The 17,839-nt window shown below is 40.4% G+C and carries 18 protein-coding genes; 14 read left to right on the forward strand and 4 right to left on the reverse strand.

Annotated elements, in window-relative coordinates; all coding sequences use genetic code 11:
* Positions 1-30: 30 nt before the first annotated feature.
* Together QNM16_RS11765 and QNM16_RS11770 are read right to left on the reverse strand one after the other, a co-directional pair.
* Positions 31-3,093, reverse strand: a complete 3,063-nt coding sequence (locus QNM16_RS11765; RefSeq protein ID WP_284020663.1) for an efflux RND transporter permease subunit — start codon at positions 3,091-3,093, stop codon at positions 31-33.
* Positions 3,094-3,095: 2 nt separating this feature from the next.
* Entirely contained in the window at positions 3,096-4,175 is a 1,080-nt protein-coding gene (locus QNM16_RS11770; protein ID WP_284020664.1) for an efflux RND transporter periplasmic adaptor subunit, read from the reverse strand.
* Positions 4,176-4,282: 107 nt separating this feature from the next.
* Between QNM16_RS11770 and QNM16_RS11775 the strand changes: the two genes are divergently transcribed.
* The 14 genes from QNM16_RS11775 (at position 4,283) to hupB (ending at position 15,154) form a co-directional block, all read left to right on the forward strand.
* Complete coding sequence (locus QNM16_RS11775) at positions 4,283-5,173, forward strand: LysR family transcriptional regulator (RefSeq protein ID WP_284020665.1); 891 nt, start codon at positions 4,283-4,285, stop codon at positions 5,171-5,173.
* The gene (locus tag QNM16_RS11780; RefSeq protein WP_284020666.1) at positions 5,166-5,471 is read left to right on the forward strand and encodes an MGMT family protein; all 306 of its coding nucleotides are present in this window, start codon (positions 5,166-5,168) and stop codon (positions 5,469-5,471) included. The genes QNM16_RS11775 and QNM16_RS11780 overlap by 8 nt, the downstream gene beginning before the upstream one ends.
* 106 nt (positions 5,472-5,577) lie before the next feature.
* A complete protein-coding gene (locus QNM16_RS11785; protein WP_284020667.1) occupies positions 5,578-6,150 on the forward strand; it encodes an LON peptidase substrate-binding domain-containing protein in 573 nt (190 codons plus the stop codon).
* Positions 6,151-6,208: 58 nt separating this feature from the next.
* The gene (locus tag QNM16_RS11790; protein ID WP_284020668.1) at positions 6,209-6,832 is read left to right on the forward strand and encodes a sigma-70 family RNA polymerase sigma factor; all 624 of its coding nucleotides are present in this window, start codon (positions 6,209-6,211) and stop codon (positions 6,830-6,832) included.
* Positions 6,825-7,505, forward strand: a complete 681-nt coding sequence (locus QNM16_RS11795; RefSeq protein WP_284020669.1) for a ChrR family anti-sigma-E factor — start codon at positions 6,825-6,827, stop codon at positions 7,503-7,505. Before QNM16_RS11790 ends, QNM16_RS11795 begins: the two co-directional genes overlap by 8 nt.
* 14 nt (positions 7,506-7,519) lie before the next feature.
* Positions 7,520-8,476 (forward strand): YbgA family protein, encoded by a 957-nt coding sequence (locus tag QNM16_RS11800; protein WP_284020670.1) that lies wholly within the window; start codon positions 7,520-7,522, stop codon positions 8,474-8,476.
* Positions 8,473-9,855 (forward strand): deoxyribodipyrimidine photo-lyase, encoded by a 1,383-nt coding sequence (gene phrB / locus QNM16_RS11805; protein WP_284020671.1) that lies wholly within the window; start codon positions 8,473-8,475, stop codon positions 9,853-9,855. The genes QNM16_RS11800 and phrB overlap by 4 nt, the downstream gene beginning before the upstream one ends.
* Positions 9,856-9,857: 2 nt before the next feature.
* The gene (locus tag QNM16_RS11810; protein WP_336620303.1) at positions 9,858-10,283 is read left to right on the forward strand and encodes a nuclear transport factor 2 family protein; all 426 of its coding nucleotides are present in this window, start codon (positions 9,858-9,860) and stop codon (positions 10,281-10,283) included.
* 2 nt (positions 10,284-10,285) lie between these two features.
* Positions 10,286-10,999 carry an SDR family NAD(P)-dependent oxidoreductase gene (locus QNM16_RS11815; RefSeq protein ID WP_284020672.1) on the forward strand — a complete coding sequence of 238 codons (714 nt, stop codon included), beginning with the start codon at positions 10,286-10,288 and terminating at the stop codon, positions 10,997-10,999.
* A complete protein-coding gene (locus QNM16_RS11820) occupies positions 10,996-12,249 on the forward strand; it encodes an NAD(P)/FAD-dependent oxidoreductase (protein WP_284020673.1) in 1,254 nt (417 codons plus the stop codon). The genes QNM16_RS11815 and QNM16_RS11820 overlap by 4 nt, the downstream gene beginning before the upstream one ends.
* Positions 12,246-12,971: a DUF1365 domain-containing protein gene (locus QNM16_RS11825; RefSeq protein ID WP_284020674.1), complete on the forward strand. Its 726-nt coding sequence runs from the start codon at positions 12,246-12,248 to the stop codon at positions 12,969-12,971. Before QNM16_RS11820 ends, QNM16_RS11825 begins: the two co-directional genes overlap by 4 nt.
* 1 nt (position 12,972) lies before the next feature.
* Complete coding sequence (locus QNM16_RS11830) at positions 12,973-14,238, forward strand: cyclopropane-fatty-acyl-phospholipid synthase family protein (protein ID WP_284020675.1); 1,266 nt, start codon at positions 12,973-12,975, stop codon at positions 14,236-14,238.
* A complete protein-coding gene (locus QNM16_RS11835) occupies positions 14,210-14,728 on the forward strand; it encodes a DUF2878 domain-containing protein (RefSeq protein WP_284020676.1) in 519 nt (172 codons plus the stop codon). The genes QNM16_RS11830 and QNM16_RS11835 overlap by 29 nt, the downstream gene beginning before the upstream one ends.
* 150 nt (positions 14,729-14,878) lie before the next feature.
* Complete coding sequence (gene hupB / locus QNM16_RS11840) at positions 14,879-15,154, forward strand: nucleoid-associated protein HU-beta (protein ID WP_023397797.1); 276 nt, start codon at positions 14,879-14,881, stop codon at positions 15,152-15,154.
* Between the two features lie 184 nt (positions 15,155-15,338).
* On the opposite strand, the gene ilvN is transcribed toward hupB, so the two are convergent.
* Both ilvN and QNM16_RS11850 read right to left on the reverse strand, forming a co-directional pair.
* Positions 15,339-15,836 carry an acetolactate synthase small subunit gene (ilvN, locus tag QNM16_RS11845; protein ID WP_063363718.1) on the reverse strand — a complete coding sequence of 166 codons (498 nt, stop codon included), beginning with the start codon at positions 15,834-15,836 and terminating at the stop codon, positions 15,339-15,341.
* Positions 15,836-17,557: an acetolactate synthase 3 large subunit gene (locus QNM16_RS11850; protein WP_284020677.1), complete on the reverse strand. Its 1,722-nt coding sequence runs from the start codon at positions 17,555-17,557 to the stop codon at positions 15,836-15,838. The genes ilvN and QNM16_RS11850 overlap by 1 nt, the downstream gene beginning before the upstream one ends.
* Positions 17,558-17,839 lie beyond the last annotated feature (282 nt).

Genomic DNA, 17,839 nt, shown 5'->3' on the forward strand with positions numbered 1-17,839 from the left:
GCCGCAATTGCGGCCATTTTTTTGTAGTTATTATGCGTTAGGTGCTTTGATTTTAAATACTAAGCAATAAACAACAGGTATCACGATTAATGTAAGGATTGTTGCAAAGCCCAGCCCAAACATAATTGTTACAGCCATCGATTTAAAAAATACGTCAAATAGCAGAGGGATCATCCCAAGTATAGTTGTGATTGCAGCCATAGAAACGGGTCTTACACGACTCACGCCAGAGTCAAATACTGCTTGGTAAGGAGACTTACCACTGTCGACTTCAAGATTTATTTGGTCCATCAGTACAATGCCGTTTTTAATTAGCATGCCAGAGAGGCTCAGCAATCCAAGTAAAGCCATAAAGCTAAAGGGTGCCTGGAAGGCAACTAATCCGGCCGTTACACCAATAATTGCCAATGGTACTGTACTCCAAATGACCAAAGGTTTTTTAATCGAGTTGAATAGTAATACCGTGATCATAAACATGCTTAGATAGCCAATAGGTAGTGAGCCAAATATGGCTGTTTTCGCTTTAGAGGATGACTCATACTCACCGCCCCATTCCATCTTATAACCAACCGGTAGCTCAATGGCCTCGATATCTGCTTTTATGCGACCAAATAACTTAGCAGGGGTTTCGTTACCAATAACATCATGATCAGCCATGACAGTAATAGTGCGTTTTCTATCACGACGCATGATCAAGCTATCTTCCCAGACCACTTCAAACTTATCTACGATTTGGCTAACTGGTACGTAGACATTTAATACCGGACTGAACACTTGTAAGTCTTGTAAGTTTTCAACACTGTATCTCTCTGCTTCCGGAGAGCGAGCGACGATAGGCAGCATCTGAGTGCCATCACGGTATAGGCCAACTTGCTTACCTGATACACTCGTCAGCAGAAGTTGGTCTAGATCGCTTTTACTTATTCCTAGGCGACGTGCTTTTTGCTCATTGAATACTGGTTGCAGTACCTTGCTGCGTTGACGCCAGTCATCCTTAATACTATGCGCACCCAGATCATTTGCCAAAATGTTTTTGGCTTCTGCCGCAAGCTGGCGTAAAACCACTGGATCAGGACCTGAGAATCTAGCTTCAATTTTTGCATCCGTAGATGGGCCAATTTCCATTCGTTTAATTTTAAGTTGTCCATCGAGTTCATTTTCTGCACTGAAGGCACGAACTTTTGCAATCATATCTGTCACATCTTCACGTGTTTTCACCCGAATAATGAGCTGTCCATATGCGTCGTATTGCTTTTCAGGGCTATAAGTCAACATGAATCTTGGTGCGCCTTGACCAATCGTCGCTGTTACGTCTGTTACAGCATCATGTTGCTTAAGGAAGGCCTCTAATTTTTTTACATTCTCCGATGTTGTGCGGATATCCGAACCTTGATAGTTCCAATAATCGACGTAAAACATTGGGGTGTTAGAGGCAGGGAAAAAAGATTGTTTTACTGATTTAAAGCCGACAACTGCACTGCCAAGTAATACAACCATAAAGACCACAGTGCTCCACCTGTTACGCAAGCTAAAGCTTAGTAATGCTTTGTATGCTGTAAAGATGATGCCTTGATATGGGTCATTTTCTTGCTCAATCTCACCGGATTTAACTTCTTCTTTAAATAGCATGTTGGCGAAGAAAGGCGTCAGTGTAATTGCAGTCACCCAACTTAGTAAGAGTGAAATAAATAGTACCCAGAATAATGACCCTGCGAATTCGCCACTGGCATCAGAGCTCAAGCCAATAGGCGCAAATGCTGTGATACCAATAATAGTTGCCCCCAACAGTGGCCATTTGGTTTGCTCGACAATATTCACCGCAGCTCTAACTTTTGTTTGACCGCGTTTTAAGTTAATTAAAATACCTTCTGTTATCACGATGGCATTATCAACTAACATTCCTAATGCGATTATTAAAGCACCAAGTGAAATTCTTTGTAAATCGATGGCAAACAATTTCATAAAAATGAAAGTGCCTAGCACGGTTAAAAGCAGTATACCGCCAATTAAAATACCGCTTTTTACGCCCATAAAAATGAGCAGAACGATGATTACGATAGCTACAGCTTCCAATAAACTAACAATAAAGCCATCTACAGATTTTTTAACTTCAGCAGGCTGATTGTATACGGTGTTTACTTCAATGCCATACGGCTTTTGATATTCTAATTCTGCTAGGCGCTTTTTAATTGCTACGCCTACATCAACGACATTTACACCCGATGTGAACGAAATGCCGACTAGCAATGCTCTGTCATTATTAAAGCGAGTAATATGATTAGGTACTTCTTGATATTCTCTCGATACGGTCGCCACATCACCAAGATAAATAAGCTCTTTGGCTCCTGGTTGGGATATCAGTAAATTTTCAAGCTCAGATACATCAGAAAACTCACCAGTAGGGTGCAGTCGTATAGATTCATTACCCACGCGAATTCTGCCAGCATTTGACACGGTGTTTTGAGTTTGTAATAAAGAGAAAATATGATTTGGAGAGATACCCAATTGGGACATTTTTTGTGTCGAGATTTCTACAATGACTTGCGCTTGTTGCTCACCTGCAACGCTCACTTTACTCACGCCGTCAACCAATACTAATTCGCGGCGCAAAAAGTCGACATAATCTTTAAGCTCATCATAAGTGTATCCTGCACCAGTAACACCGTATAACATCCCATATACGTCAGCAAAGTCATCCATAATAGTTGGCGGTTGCACACCCGATGGTAACTGTGGAGTCAAATCATTGATTTTACGTCTTAACTCATCCCATATTTGTTTCAAATCTTCCTTACGATAGGTGCTTTTCATCTCGACTGAGATCTGAGATTTACCTGGTGAAGAAATCGAAGTGACATAATCAACGTACGGCAGACTTTGAATTGCGTTTTCAATAGGGTAGGTCACTTCCTCTTCAACTTGTTGAGGTGAGGCGCCAGGGTAAGCGGTGATCACCATGGCTTTTTTTAGGGTGAACTCTGGATCTTCTAACTGCCCAAGGCCAAAGTAGGATACGCCACCTGCTGCAAACAACAGTACGGCAAACATCGCACTAATGACTTTATTCTCAATGGACCAACTTGCTAAGCTCATAATTATAAGCCTCGCTCTTTTGTCCAAGGTCTAACTCTTAAGTTTTCTTTTAAATGATGTACGCCAGCGGCGACAACGATTTCACCTGCTTGAAGTCCTTCAAGCACCTCTATGCTAGATTCTCTCATCTCTCCTAGGGTAATATGACGTTTATTAACCGTATTTGTTTGCGCGTTATAAACCCACACATAGTGGTTGTTATCTATTTTCTCATCTTGAGCTGAGAATATAGCTTCGTTCGGAACTAATAACGTTTCCCTTTTTAAATTCATGACTTTGCTTGGGTCAATGTATACGTGGCCAGTCATACCCGCAAACAAATTGAAGTCTTCAGGAATTGGCAGTGAGAAAACCACTTTATACGTTAAAGTAACAGGATCTGCCTGTGTGTCCCACTCTTTAATAGTTAAAGAATATGACTTATCGGGAAAGCCATCAAAAACAACGGTTGGATGGTAGTCTAAATCTTTGTTGACTCTTGCAACGAGTTTTTCAGGTACCTGAATGACCACGTCCATTCTGTCGCGTGTTTCTAGTCTAAGAATATTTTGTTTAGCGACAATATTTTCGAAGTTTTTGACGAAAACCTTAGCGACTGTGCCATCAAAAGGGGCTCGTAACTCGCTATTTTGTAAATTAGTTTGTGCAATACGATAAGCAGACTCTGTAACTTGCTTATTAGCGAGTGCTTGATCATATTCAGCTTTACTTGCAGTCGACTTGTTAAAAAGTGATTCAATTCGGTTAAGTTGCAATGCGGCTAGCTCATACTGCGCTTTACGTTGTTGGAATTGCAGTTCAAAGTCTTCGGGGTCTAATTTTGCAAGTAATTGACCTTTCTTTACTTCTTGGCCCGCCAAAATGGGAAAGTCGATAAGCTCGCCATTAACTCTAAAGGCAAGATATGAGCCTTGGTTCGCGACGACTTCAGCGGGGAAGTGCCTAATTGTGGCAGCTGCAGGATCACTGACCGTATGCAGTTTTACGGGTCTGACCAAGTCCTGTTTTGGTGATTGGATAACTTCATCTTGGCATGCGCCAAGTAAAAGTGCGGAAGATAGTACGAGTACGCGTTTAAACACTTAAGTTACTCCGAAATGTATGACTCCTAAGATAATGTAGTGCAGGATATATAAAATAGTACTAAAATAAAAATTATAAATAATTAGGGTTTTAATAAATATAATTTATGAAGTTATCGGATTTAGAAGTCCTTCATGTTGTGGCACATTCCCAAAGCCTCAATGATGCTGCCAAGCGCTTATTTAAAACTCAACCCGCAGTGACCCAAGCGCTCAAAAGGCTCAGCACAGAGTTGGGTTTTCCTTTGGTAACAAGGGAGGAGTATAGAATTAAGCTCACCGAGCAAGGGCAACGATTTTACAAAGAAGCAGTAAAGCTGATAGAGCATCACGAAAATCTAAAGTCTATGGCTGCGGACTTTGCGCAAGGAAATGAGCCTAAATTTAATATCTGCTATGAAGCGATGAGTTATGACTATAGCTGTAATGAACTGATCAAACGAACATTCAAGCAATTTCCCTCTACAGCATTTGAAATAACCAGCGGTAAACGCTTTGTAGCGCTAGATAGAGTAAATCAAGGCCTTTCGGATATTGGTGTTGGGCCTTGGTTCAACTTGTTTCACGCGACCGGCGATTTGGAGTCTGTGGCCATTGGTGAAGTAAAGCTTGGCTTAGTTGCTAAAAAAGGGTTGATCCCAAATAGGCTTACATTTGAAGAGCTCAACCAATATCCTTGTTTGGCAATGACTGAAAGTGGTTTTGAATTTGATAGTGACCGTCTTGAGTATTCAAAAAGTCGCAGTGTGATGAAGCTTGATGATATAGCGACAATAAAAATGTTTTTACTGCAGGGACTGGGTTTTGCGATTGTGACTTTAAATCATTGTGAGAAAGAGCTTGAACAAGGGTTACTTGAGCAAATTAGAGTGTCGGATAGGCAAGATCAGTTTACAGTAGATATTCATGCATTTAGAAGGCAGTTACCGCATCACGGTTCTGTCGCGCAATATTTGTGGGAAGGATTTAAAGAGTTAGGTAAGCAATATCGTGAATGATGAATTCAAGCAAAAAGTATACACGCTAATAGGCGCTATTCCTGAAGGGAATGTTGCTACATATGGCCAAATAGCCAAGCTAGCAGGAGCGCCTAGACACGCGCGTGCGGTGGGGTATTTATTAAAACATCTCCCGAATGACAGTTCATTACCTTGGCATAGAGTCATCAATAGTCAGGGAAAAATTTCATTTCCTGTAGACAGCGACAAGTTTAATTCTCAAGCGTTGAAATTAAAAGCTGAAGGCGTGGTGTCACTCAACGGCAGGGTATCTCTTAAAAAGTATCTTTGGAATTAAGATGCAAACGAACTGGCAAGTATAGAAGATAAATTCGGGATCAGGGTTGATCGGTTTGTTTTACGTTGGCGTAAATAGACTTAGAGATTATCATTACTAAGTCAATATGAAACGAGCACTTTTTCCTTTACCAGTTTACATTTTACCGCAGGGATACACACGGTTACGTATTTTTGAGCCTCGCTATTTGCACATGGTCAAGGTGGCTATGAAAGAGCAAAGTGGCTTTGTGTTGTGCCACGGTGATAAAGCCTCAGACACAGCAGTGTCCAGAGAAGGGGTATTTGTGGAAATTGTTGACTTCTCTCAAGATAATGGCGGACAACTGTTGATTGATGTTTATGCCAAACATAGAGTAGTGATAACAGATGTGACAGTGGATGAGATGAATTTAAAGCATGGATGGTGTCATACAATTGATGAGCCATTATGGGAACTAGATAGTGGAAACTTTGCCTATCACGAACGCTTAGCTGATTTGCTCAGAGATTTGTTTGTCGTTAATGCCGAGCTTAATGATTTATATAAGAAAAAGAATTACGCAGATCCGATTTGGGTTGCGGCCAGATGGTTAGAGTTGTTGCCTTTAACACTGACTCAAAAGCAAAAAATACAAAGTTGCCAAACTTACCAAGCTGTTGCTGGCGTTTTGTTTGAAGTTTTTGATGAACAAGAGTGATCTGGATGTTAAAGCCTGCCGTATAGTCTACTATGTTACTGGCTGAGAGCGTTACATTATGGTTAGTTTAGAGCAATCGCGTGATTGCCGCACAAAAAAAGGTTTAAACCAAGGGATGCAAGAAACCCCTTCAGAACAGTTAACTCAAGCACTAGTCAATGTCGCTAATAATGCGGATAAGAAAGCTTACGCTTATTTATTTTCTTATTTTGCTCCAAAAATCAAGCGCTTTGGAATAAAGCAATTCGGTTCAGAAGCCATGGCGATGGAACTGGTTCAAGACACTATGACGTCAGTTTGGAGAAAGGCGAAGCTTTATCACCAAGACAAAGGCGCCGCAACGACTTGGGTGTATACGATAATGAGAAACGCGTCATTCGACGCGCTCAGAAAAGTAAAAAGCAATAGAGAAGACAATTTAAGTGAAGAAATTTGGCCGCTGTTCCATGACGAACAAGTTTGTGAAAAAAGCTTCAAAGATCACTTACAGACTAATCAGCTTAAAGAAAAAATTAAAAATTTACCAGCAGCACAAAGAGATGTGGTTGTTGGGGTTTATTTTGAAGATATGACTCAAGAGCAATTAGCTCAGCATTTGGGTATTCCTGTTGGTACGGTGAAATCTAGGTTGCGCTTAGCGTTGAAGAAGTTAAAAGTAGAGTTGGGAGAGCAGCATGATTAGATATCATCCTTCTAAACAGCTAATGCATAAGCACGTAGCTGGTGAGCTGCCAGTCGGTTTAAGTGTTGCTATTGCTGCGCACGTCGAGCTTTGTGATAAATGTAGAGCAGAAGTCGAAGCTATAGAAGCTAAGCAAGCCGATATGTTTTTTAACGGCGAGACGCATGTCGACAGTGAAATTAAAGATGTTTCATCGATTGAAGATGACCTGTTATTTGATGCAATGCTCAGTGATATTACATCACTAGACGTCGAAACTGAGGTTGTGCCTCATGAAGTAACCATGTTCGACTACCAAGATAGGTCTGTCCAATTACCAAGAGCAATTGCCGCGCTAAAACTAGGTAGCTTTATGAACGCCGGAAAAGTCTCTCGAGCTCGATTCGAACTTGATGAAGGTCCCATGCGTAGTAGTTTATTGCATATTAAACCAGGTGGGGAAATACCAGAACACACACATACTGGTTTTGAACTAACATTATTGTTAGATGGGACGTTTGAAGATGAAAGTGGCAAGTACGTACCGGGAGATTTTATTATGCTCGATGGTCGCCACAATCATACGCCTAAAACAGAAGATGGATGCTTGTGTTTTACTTTGGTTGACAATGCATTGCACTTTAACAAAGGCTTAAGCAAACTCCTAAATCCAATTGGCAAGCTGATTTATTAGGGAGTGTGAAGAGTATGAAATTTAAGACACCTATACAGATTGGATTAAGCGCCTGTCTTGGCGGAGACAGGGTACGTTTCGACAAAGGTCATAAGCGCTCGAATTTTTGTATGGACGAATTCAGTAACCATGTGGAATTCGTAAAATTTTGCCCTGAAGTTGCGATAGGTATGCCGATTCCCCGCGACACCATACGCCAGGTTCGATTCGGTGACACCATTAAAGTGTGTCGCCCTGACGGGTCTAATGATGTTGGTCCAAAGTTAACTGAGTATGGTAAAAAAATTGCTCAGACAAAAGCTAAAGAACTTTCAGGGTTTGTATTTTGTGCCAAAAGTCCAAGTTGTGGTATGGAAAGAGTCAAAGTCTACAACGACACTGGAACTGGGGCCACTGCAGAAGGCATAGGTGCGTTCGCTGCCGAAATCATGCGTCACAACCCATTATTACCATGCGAAGAAAACGGTAGGCTAAATGACGTTCATTTACGTGAAAATTTTGTGATGCGTGTTTTTGTTTACAAATCATGGCAAGAACTGGTTGGAGGCGAGGTTAACAAACATATGTTGACTGAGTTTCACGCTAAACATAAATACCTTTTGATGAGCCATAATTATGCCGCGTATAGAAAACTTGGGCGTTTGCTTGCTGAAGGGGATCCGAAAGAGCCAATGCTTGTAGCCGACGAATATATAGCAGGATTAATGGCGGCACTTAAAAAGCCTGCTAGTCGAAAAGCGCAAGCAAATACACTTGCACATTTGCAAGGTTACTTCAAAAACGAGTTATCAGGTATTGAAAAATCCGAGATGGTGGAAGCAATTGAGGAGTACAGAATGGGGTTAGTGCCACTAAATGTGCCTTTGACGCTACTCAAGCACCATTTACGTGTACACCCAAAATCGTACTTGGAACAGCAGGTGTACTTTGACCCGTATCCACATGATTTAAAATTAAGGTTCGCAATTTGAGTAAGGTACTTTTTTGGTTCAGGCGCGATTTACGGTTATCAGGTAACCAAGCGCTTGAAGACGCAATTAACAACGGCGCCACTGAGGCGCTGTTTTTTGTTTGTGAAAAACAATGGCAATTACACAATACAAGTGAGATCCAAATTGATTTGGTAAAAAGGCGAGTAGATTACCTTGGTAACGAGTTAGCAAAGCTGGGTATTAAGCTTCATGTTATTAATGGAGAGTCTTTTGATGTTTTACCGAGTAAGCTTGAAGCGTTTATAAACGAGCATAGCTTCACTCAAATTTTTGCCAACAGAGAGTATGAAATTAATGAGCTAGACCGTGACACAAGCTGCGCATCGTTGGGTGCACAGTTGCACTTATATGATGGAGATGTACTTTGCTCCCCAGGCAGTATTGTGACTAAAGGCGGCGAAATGTTTAAGGTTTTTACACCATTTAAAAAAGCATGGTTAGCTCAGTACTCGCAATATATATTTAAAATAAGCGAATTTATTCGCCCAGTTGGCGAGTCTATTCCGTGGCAAACTCCTACTTTATTAACTTCAAATGGACTATCTGATAAATGGCCTGTAGATGATGCTGTACTTTCACAGGTTATTGAACAGTTTTTAGAAGATAAAATAAACGAATATAGTGAATATAGAGATATACCTAGCATTAAAGGTACATCTGGATTAAGCCCTTATTTGGCTCTAGGGATAATATCTGCCACTGACTTAATTGCCAGAATTCAGCAGAGGATACCCGATGTTTTATATAGAACCAAATTATCAGCTTTTACTTATATTAACGAATTGCTTTGGAGAGAGTTTTATAGACACTTGATGTTTATATTTCCTAAACTTTGTAAAAGTAAAAACTTCAACGAAAAATATAATGCCGTACAATGGTTAGATGATGAAAATGCGTATACAGCTTGGTGTGAAGGCAATACTGGTTATCCAATCGTAGATGCGGCTATGCGCCAGCTAAATCAAACTGGTTGGATGCATAACCGACTTAGAATGATTGTCGCTAGCTTTTTAACTAAACATTTGCTTATTGATTGGCGCAAGGGTGAAGCATATTTCATGAGCAAGTTGATTGATGGCGATTTAGCAGCAAACAATGGGGGCTGGCAGTGGGCTGCAAGCACAGGTTGTGATGCCCAACCATATTTCAGAATCTTTAATCCAATAACCCAAAGCGAAAAGTTTGATCCTGACGGTACTTTTATTCGTAAATATATCCATGAATTAGAATGGGTGCCAGCGAAGTATATTCATTTTCCACATGATTATATTAACGCCGTTGGTAGGCAGTGTTATACGGCACCAATCGTTGAACATAAAGAAGCAAGAGCCAGGGCGCTTGATGCATTTAAGGTATAGAAATGGAACAGCACCTTAACAATTTCGTAGATATATATAATCAGCTTTCAGACAAAAATCTAAACTTATTAAAAAACATTTACGATGACAGTGTGGTATTTTCAGATCCGTTGCATAAAGTCGAAGGAATTGAAGCACTGACTAAATATTTTGAGAATTTGTATGCAAATGTAAGTTCAATTTCTTTTGATATAAAAGAGCATTATGTTGTAGATAATAAGGGTTTTTTATATTGGGAGATGCATTTTTCCCACAGCAAACTTAATAATAAGAAAAATATCATAGTCGCGGGCCATAGCCATCTTACCTTTAAAGGTTCTAAAGTAATAAATCATAGAGATTACTTTGATGTAGGCGCTTTGCTTTACCGAAATATACCTGTACTAGGTAGCGTGATCAAAACGTTAGAAAAAAGGGCGGTGTCGTAAATATGGAAGCGAAGAGTGTACTAATAACCGGCGCGACGTCTGGAATTGGAGAAGCCTTAGTTAATCGTTACGCCAAATCTGCAATGGTGATAGCGTGCGGAAGGAATCAAGAAAAACTGTCGAAGTTCGAATCAAGTGGCGTCAGCACTTCAAGGTTTGACATGACAGACAAAGAGCAAGTTTTCGATGCTGCCAGCAAAATAGAAGCGCAAGATATAATAATTCTAAATGCTGGGGTTTGCGAATATATAGACGATGCGAATAACTTTAATTCTGCATTGTTTGAACGAGTTATTCATGCCAACCTGATAGCGACAGGGTATTGCTTAGAAGCTTTCATCCCGAAAATTAAGTCTGGTGGACAACTCGTTATAGTCAGTTCTAGCGCGAGCTTTTTGCCGCTGCCCCGTGCGCAAGCTTACGGTGCGTCAAAAGCGGCATTAAGCTATTTAACGCGTGTTATGCAGGTTGAACTCCAAGGTATTGATGTGACTTTGGTGCACCCTGGTTTTGTAGAAACACCATTAACTAATAAAAACGATTTCCCTATGCCTTGTTTAGTCACTGTAGAGCAGGCATCAGAGAGAATATATCAAGGTGTATTAAAACGTAAAAAAGAAGTGCATTTTCCAAGGCGCTTTACTTTGTTTTTAAAGTTATTTTCATTACTACCATTTAACTGGTGGCTGCCGTTAGCAAAAAGGATAAAACGTTGAAAAATATTGCAATAATAGGAACTGGGATCTCTGGACTCAGTGCAGCCTACTTACTGAATAAAAAATACAATATTACCGTATTTGAGAAAGAAGATAGGTTAGGTGGTCACACTGCGACTATCGATGTTGACACCCCCGAGGGCACAAAAGGCATCGACACCGGCTTTATCGTATTTAATGACCGTACTTATCCTTTATTTGAAAAGCTGCTTGATCAAATAGGTGTTGGGCGCAAGCCAACACAAATGAGTTTTAGTGTGAAAACGGCAGATAAAGACTTTGAATATAATGGTCACACTTTTTTCTCGTTATTCGCGCAAAAACGCAATATTTTGTCACTTAAGTTTTGGCGGTTTTTGTATAGCATTGTTAAGTTTAATCGGCTATCAAAAGATTTATATCACAGCGGTGATTACTCTAATTACATAAACCTGGGAGACTTTTTAAACGCACATGGGTTTGATGATTTTTTCAAAAAGCACTATATCTTGCCCATGGGCGCTGCAATTTGGTCCACCAGTTTAAAAGGTATGCTGGATTTTGAAATACAGTTTTTTATCCAGTTTTTTTATAACCACGGCTTGTTGGATGTTGCAGGTCGTCCTCAATGGTATGTTATTCCGGGCGGTTCAAAACAATATATTGACCCGTTAACGGAATCTTACAGAGATAAGATCAAGTTAAATACGGACATCAAGACAGTTGTTCGGCATGACGACTATGTTGAAATTTCGTTTCAAGATGGCAATACGGAAAAGTTCGACGAAGTCGTTTTTGCGTGCCACTCAGATCAAGCCCTGAAGCTGCTTGGAGATGCCACTGAGATTGAACGTGAGGTGCTCGGTGCAATCCCGTATACGCCAAATAGCGTCGTTTTGCACACTGACGTGTCACTTCTACCTAAACGAAGAGCTGCTTGGGCGAGCTGGAATTATGCGTTAGACGAAAGCCAAACTCGCCCTGCTAGTGTGACTTATCAGATGAATATTCTTCAAGGGCTATCATCCTCACAGCAGTACTGCGTGACGTTGAACAATGATAGTCAGATTGATCAAGAGAGAGTAATTCAAAAGTTTACTTATTATCACCCTGTATTTAATACACAAAGTATTCGTGCGCAAAAAAGAAAGTCTGAAGTAGATGGTGTAAATCGTACTTATTTTTGCGGTGCTTATTGGTTTAATGGCTTCCATGAAGATGGTGTTCGTAGCGCAGTTGACGTTGCCAAAAAGCTGGGAGTGGCATTTTGAATAGCGCCATCTATTTAGGAGATGTTAGGCATCGTCGCTTTGCAGTTTCTGAACATAACTTCAGATATCCTATGTATATGATGTGTATCGATTTGGATGAATTAAATCAGCTCGATGATATTCATCCTTTATTTGGCACCAAGGGGAAAAAGCTACTACGTTTTGAACAGGCTGATTATTTAGATGGGTCTGCTGGTAGTTTGAAGCAACGTGCATTAGATAAAAGTGTGGCGTTAGGTGTGGATGCATCTGACAGTAAAGTTTATTTAATGGGGCAGTGCCGATGTTTTGGGTATTATTTTAGCCCAGTAAACTTTTATTTTTTTTCCAAGGAAGATGGCGAATATACTCACATGTTGGCCGAAGTCAGTAACACTCCATGGAATGAGAGACATTATTACCTCGTGCCTCTTGGAAAAAAAGTGAACTTTGAAAAGACCTTTCACGTATCACCTTTCATGAATTTAGATATGGAATATCATTGGCATATCAAAGCACCAGCGCAACATGCCTTTGTACATATCGAGAACAAAAAAGAGCGTGAACTCTTATTTGACGCGACTTTAAGACTGCGTAGAGTGCCGTTAGAAAAGCATTCTATTAGTAATTTATTAAAGCAGTTCCCGGCGATGACCTTTTCAATACTAAAGGGCATTTATTGGCAAGCGTTAAAGCTTTTTTTGAAGCGAGTTCCTTTTATCAGTCATCCTGGAAGTTTGTAAGATGGAAAAAACGACACAATCCTATACTAGTGAGAGCAGTGACAGCTTTTTAACAAAGATGTGCAGAACCTTGGTTTTAAAAGCGTTTGAACAAATCACTTGGGGACACATAAAATTAATCGATGGTGGACAAGAATTTTCTTTTGGCGACCAAAGTAGCGACGACAGTACCGTTATACATGTTCAGTCCAACCAAATGTATAATAAGTTTGCATTGGGTGGCAGCGTTGGTGCTGGCGAATCTTATATACTCGGTCATTGGAGCTGTTCTGATTTAACTAAGTTAATAGAGATTTTTGTAGTTAATCAGGACGTGCTAGATGCATTTGAAAAAAAATTCGCACTAATCTCTGGCTTATTTAATAAAGTCACACACTTCAAAAATCGTAATACAAAGTCTGGTTCAAAGAAAAATATAGTTGCTCATTATGATTTGGGTAATGATTTATATAGCTCATTTTTGAGTGAAGAAATGCTGTATTCAAGCGCTGTATATCCTACTCATGATTCGTCCTTAGAGCAGGCTCAGCAGCATAAACTTAAAGAAATATGCGAGCAAGTCGACTTACAAAAAAGCGACCACGTAATTGAAATTGGAACCGGGTGGGGGGCTTTTGCAATTTATGCTGCGCAACATTATGGTTGTAAGGTGACGACAACGACGATTTCTGAAGAACAGCACGCCTACGTCAGTGAAAAAATTGCTGAGTTGGGGTTAGAGGGGCAAGTTACGCTATTAAAAGATGACTACAGAGAGCTAAATGGTAAATTCGACAAGCTTGTATCAATTGAAATGATTGAAGCTGTAGGTCATGAATACTTACCAGGCTTTTTTGAAAAATGCAGTAGTTTACTTAAAGCAGATGGCATTATGCTCATACAGGCTATTACGATTGCTTGCCAGCGTTATCAGCATTATTTGAAGAACTCTGATTTTATTCAGCAGTATATTTTCCCGGGTGGGTGTTTACCTTCTGTCACTGAAATGAGCAAACAGATTTGCAATAGCACTGATTTGGTCGTTCATTCTATAAAAGACATCGGCTTACATTACGCCAAAACTTTGTATGATTGGCGAGAGCGTTTTGATAAGGCGTGGCCGTCTTTAGACAAACAAAAGTTTGACCAACGTTTTTACAGACTTTGGGAATTTTACTTGTGTTATTGCGAAGGTGGTTTTAAGCAAAGAGCGACAAGTGCAGTACATCTAGTTGCGAGAAAGCCAAGGTTTGTAAGTGATGATGAAAAAGTATTCTGTCGTTATTAATTTTGTTTTGTTTCAGTTGGCTTGGTTTGCCGTTTTTTTCTTAAAAGAAGAGTCGCTACCCGTCGTGCTTGTTACAGTTGCCTTAATGTTCGCGCTCAGCCCCGCTAAGACTAGAGATGTAAAGTTTGTGTTAGTTGGTTTATCCGTGGGGATGACCATTGAGGTGGTTGCGATAACCGTAGGTGTTATCGATTATGGTCCCGCTGTTATTCCAGTATGGCTTTTATTGTTATGGCTTGCGTTATTGTTTTCATTTAGAGAGTCTCTAAATAAGCTTTTCCATTTGCCATTGAAGTATCGTGCACCCATCGTTTGGTTGTGCACACCTGGCAGTTATTTTGCGGGCTCTAAGGTAGAGATTTTGTCTACTTTAGAGCCACTGTGGATTTTCTGGGTTGTATATGGGGCAATATGGTTTGTCGGTTTCGAATGTTTGCGTTGGCTAGATGCCCAATCCCATATCAGACGTAATGGTGAGGTATTGAGCTAAATAGTTCCCTTTTTAGCTAAATACATACGGTACAAGCACAATTTCTTTGATTAATTTCGAATATAGTTGAATTTTGTCTTGCACTCATGGTTAAAATGAATAAACATAGAATTTGCTCCGGCAGAAAATAAAAAATATAGGAATTTTAAAATGAACAAAGCTCAACTAGTTGAAAAGATCGCGAACGACGCTGATATCTCTAAGACGGCAGCTGGCCGTGCATTAGACGCTTTAACTAGTGCTGTAACTGAAGCTCTAAAAGAAGGCGACTCAGTAGCACTAGTTGGTTTTGGTACTTTCTCTGTAAAAGAGCGTGCTGCACGTACTGGTCGTAACCCACAAACTGGTGCTGAGATTCAAATCCCAGCGGCAAATATCCCAAGCTTTAAAGCGGGTAAAGGCTTAAAAGATCAGGTTAACTTATAGTAAACCAATGAATCATTTGGCTTTGAGTTTTACTTGAAGCCAACGCTAAAAAAAGAGCCTAACGGCTCTTTTTTTAGTTTAAATACCGCTCATATTTGGCGTATAAATTTAATAGAAACTCTAATCAAAACTTGCGTCGTTATAACGGGCACTATGACCCGCGCTAAAACGAAACAGTATGTCCTCAGCTCTTAAGCGCTTTGTCGCCTCTGCCAATACCAACTGCACCAGATCTGACAAGTTCGATTAAGTCGCTTTCGTGGCGTAACATATCTAAAAAGCTCTCTATTTTATCCGTACTGCTGGCTAGCTGAAGCGTATAGCTTTGCTTTCCCATATCTACAATGGTGGCACCGAAAACGTCACTAACACGTGTTACAGCGGCTCTCATTGCTTCGTTCCTAGTGAATACCTTAACCATTAAAAGCTCGCGCTCGATGTGATTGATTTCGGTTAAGTCGAACACTTTCAGAACATCAACCAGTTTATTAACTTGTTTTGTGATCTGTTCGACTACTCTATCATCTCCATGTGTTGTGATAGTGATTCGAGAGAGTGTTTTGTCATCAGTTGTGCCAACGGTCAAGCTATCTATGTTATATGCTCTTTGAGAGAAAAGGCCAACTATTCTCGATAGGGCGCCTGGCTCGTTTTCTAATAAGATTGCTAATATACGTCGCATTATACTTTCACCCCTTTTTTCAACCACATTTCATCAACTGCACCATGTTTAATCTGCATTGGATATACATGTTCACTCTCATCTACACGAATGTCTAAAAACACCAAGCGATCTTCAATCGAAAATGCTTTTTCTAATGCATCATCAAGCTCATCTGGATGATCAACGCGGATCCCAATATGTCCATAGCTTTGGGCTAAAGCCACAAAATCCGGTAAGGATTCCATATAAGAACTAGAGTGGCGCCCATCGTAAAGCATGTCTTGCCATTGTCTTACCATGCCTAAAGAGCGGTTATTGAGCGAGACAACTTTTACGTTTAAACCGTATTGCAAGCAAGTTGATAACTCTTGGATGTTCATTTGAATAGAGCCGTCACCCGTGACGCATACTACTTCATCTTGTGGAAAAGCGACTTTGACACCCATTGCAGCAGGTAGCCCAAAGCCCATGGTGCCGAGACCGCCAGAATTGATCCACTGACGAGGGTTTTTAAACGGGTAATATTGCGCCGCGAACATTTGGTGCTGGCCAACATCTGAAGTGATGTATGCATTGCCATTTGTGATCGCATGTAGTTTTTGGATAACGGTTTGTGGCTTAATTTTATCTTTCTCGGTTTCAAAGTCTAAGCACTTCATTTCACGCCATAATGTAATATCTTGCCACCAAGTTTCTTGAGCGCTCCGATCTATAGCTATGTTACTTTGATCTATGCCTTCTAAAAGCTGACTTAATACGGTGTCCAAACAACCTACGACCGGTATATGAGCCTGAATAGTTTTAGATATAGATGTCGGATCAACGTCAACGTGGACTATTTTTGCATTGGGACAAAACTTTTCAACGTTATTTGTTACTCGGTCATCAAATCTTGCCCCTAGAGCTAATATGGTGTCCGCATTGGCCATTGCTTTGTTGGCTTCTAAAGAGCCATGCATGCCTAACATACCGATGAAGTTTGGATGGTTCCCACTTACTCCCCCTAACCCCATAAGTGTATTTGTAATAGGCGCGTTAAGCTTTTCCACAAGCTCAGTAAGCTTGCCCGACGTATTTGACAAGATGATCCCACCACCAGAATAAATAACCAGTTTTTTGGCTTGTAAAATTGCTTCAACGGCTTTCTTTATTTGCTTCGTATGGCCTTTTTTACTCGGATTATAAGTTCTCATATCTAGCTGTTGAGGCATTACATAGTTGAATTTAATTTGAGGATTTAATACGTCTTTTGGCAGTTCAACGACTACAGGCCCAGGTCGCCCGCTACTGGCTAAATAAAATGCTTTAGATAAGATCGCGGGAATGTCCTCTGCATTTCGACAGTTAAAGCTGTGTTTTACAATTGGTCTAGAGCAGCCAACTATATCTGTTTCTTGAAATGCATCATCACCAATTAGACTGGAGGGAACTTGGCCTGATAATACAACCATAGGGATGGAGTCCATGTAAGCTGTTGCAATACCTGTTATGCAGTTTGTTGCACCTGGCCCTGAAGTTGCTAAAACTACGCCTGTTTTTCCGGTAGCGCGTGAGTACCCATCAGCCATATGTGTAGCAGCCTGTTCGTGGCGTACCAGAATATGTTCAACATCGCTTTGCTCGAATAATGCATCATATAAGTCCAACACAGACCCACCTGGATAGCCAAATATGAACTCTACCTCTAAATCTTTAAGCGCCTTTACAACTAACTCGGAGCCATTAAATTGCTCATTCATTACCTCATTCCTCAGCCAAGCCAAATCTTGGCATAAAAAAACCCCGCATTTTGCGGGGTCGATGAAAGCGTATACTCACACAGGCCCCTATGGACTTAACACTAAGACCACCACGAGAACCATTTGTACAAGCTTAATTAAAGTCATTTCAAATCTACTAAATTATTTAAACACTGTTTATTTAAAGGGCAATCGATGTTTCTGTCAAGGGTGTGTGGCTTTTGTTTGCATAATATAACCCTTTTTCGTGTTGATAAATTTGAAAGGTAGTATTTCAGTTTA

This window comes from Pseudoalteromonas umbrosa (assembly GCF_030125375.1).
Classification (GTDB): Bacteria; Pseudomonadota; Gammaproteobacteria; order Enterobacterales; family Alteromonadaceae; genus Pseudoalteromonas; species Pseudoalteromonas umbrosa.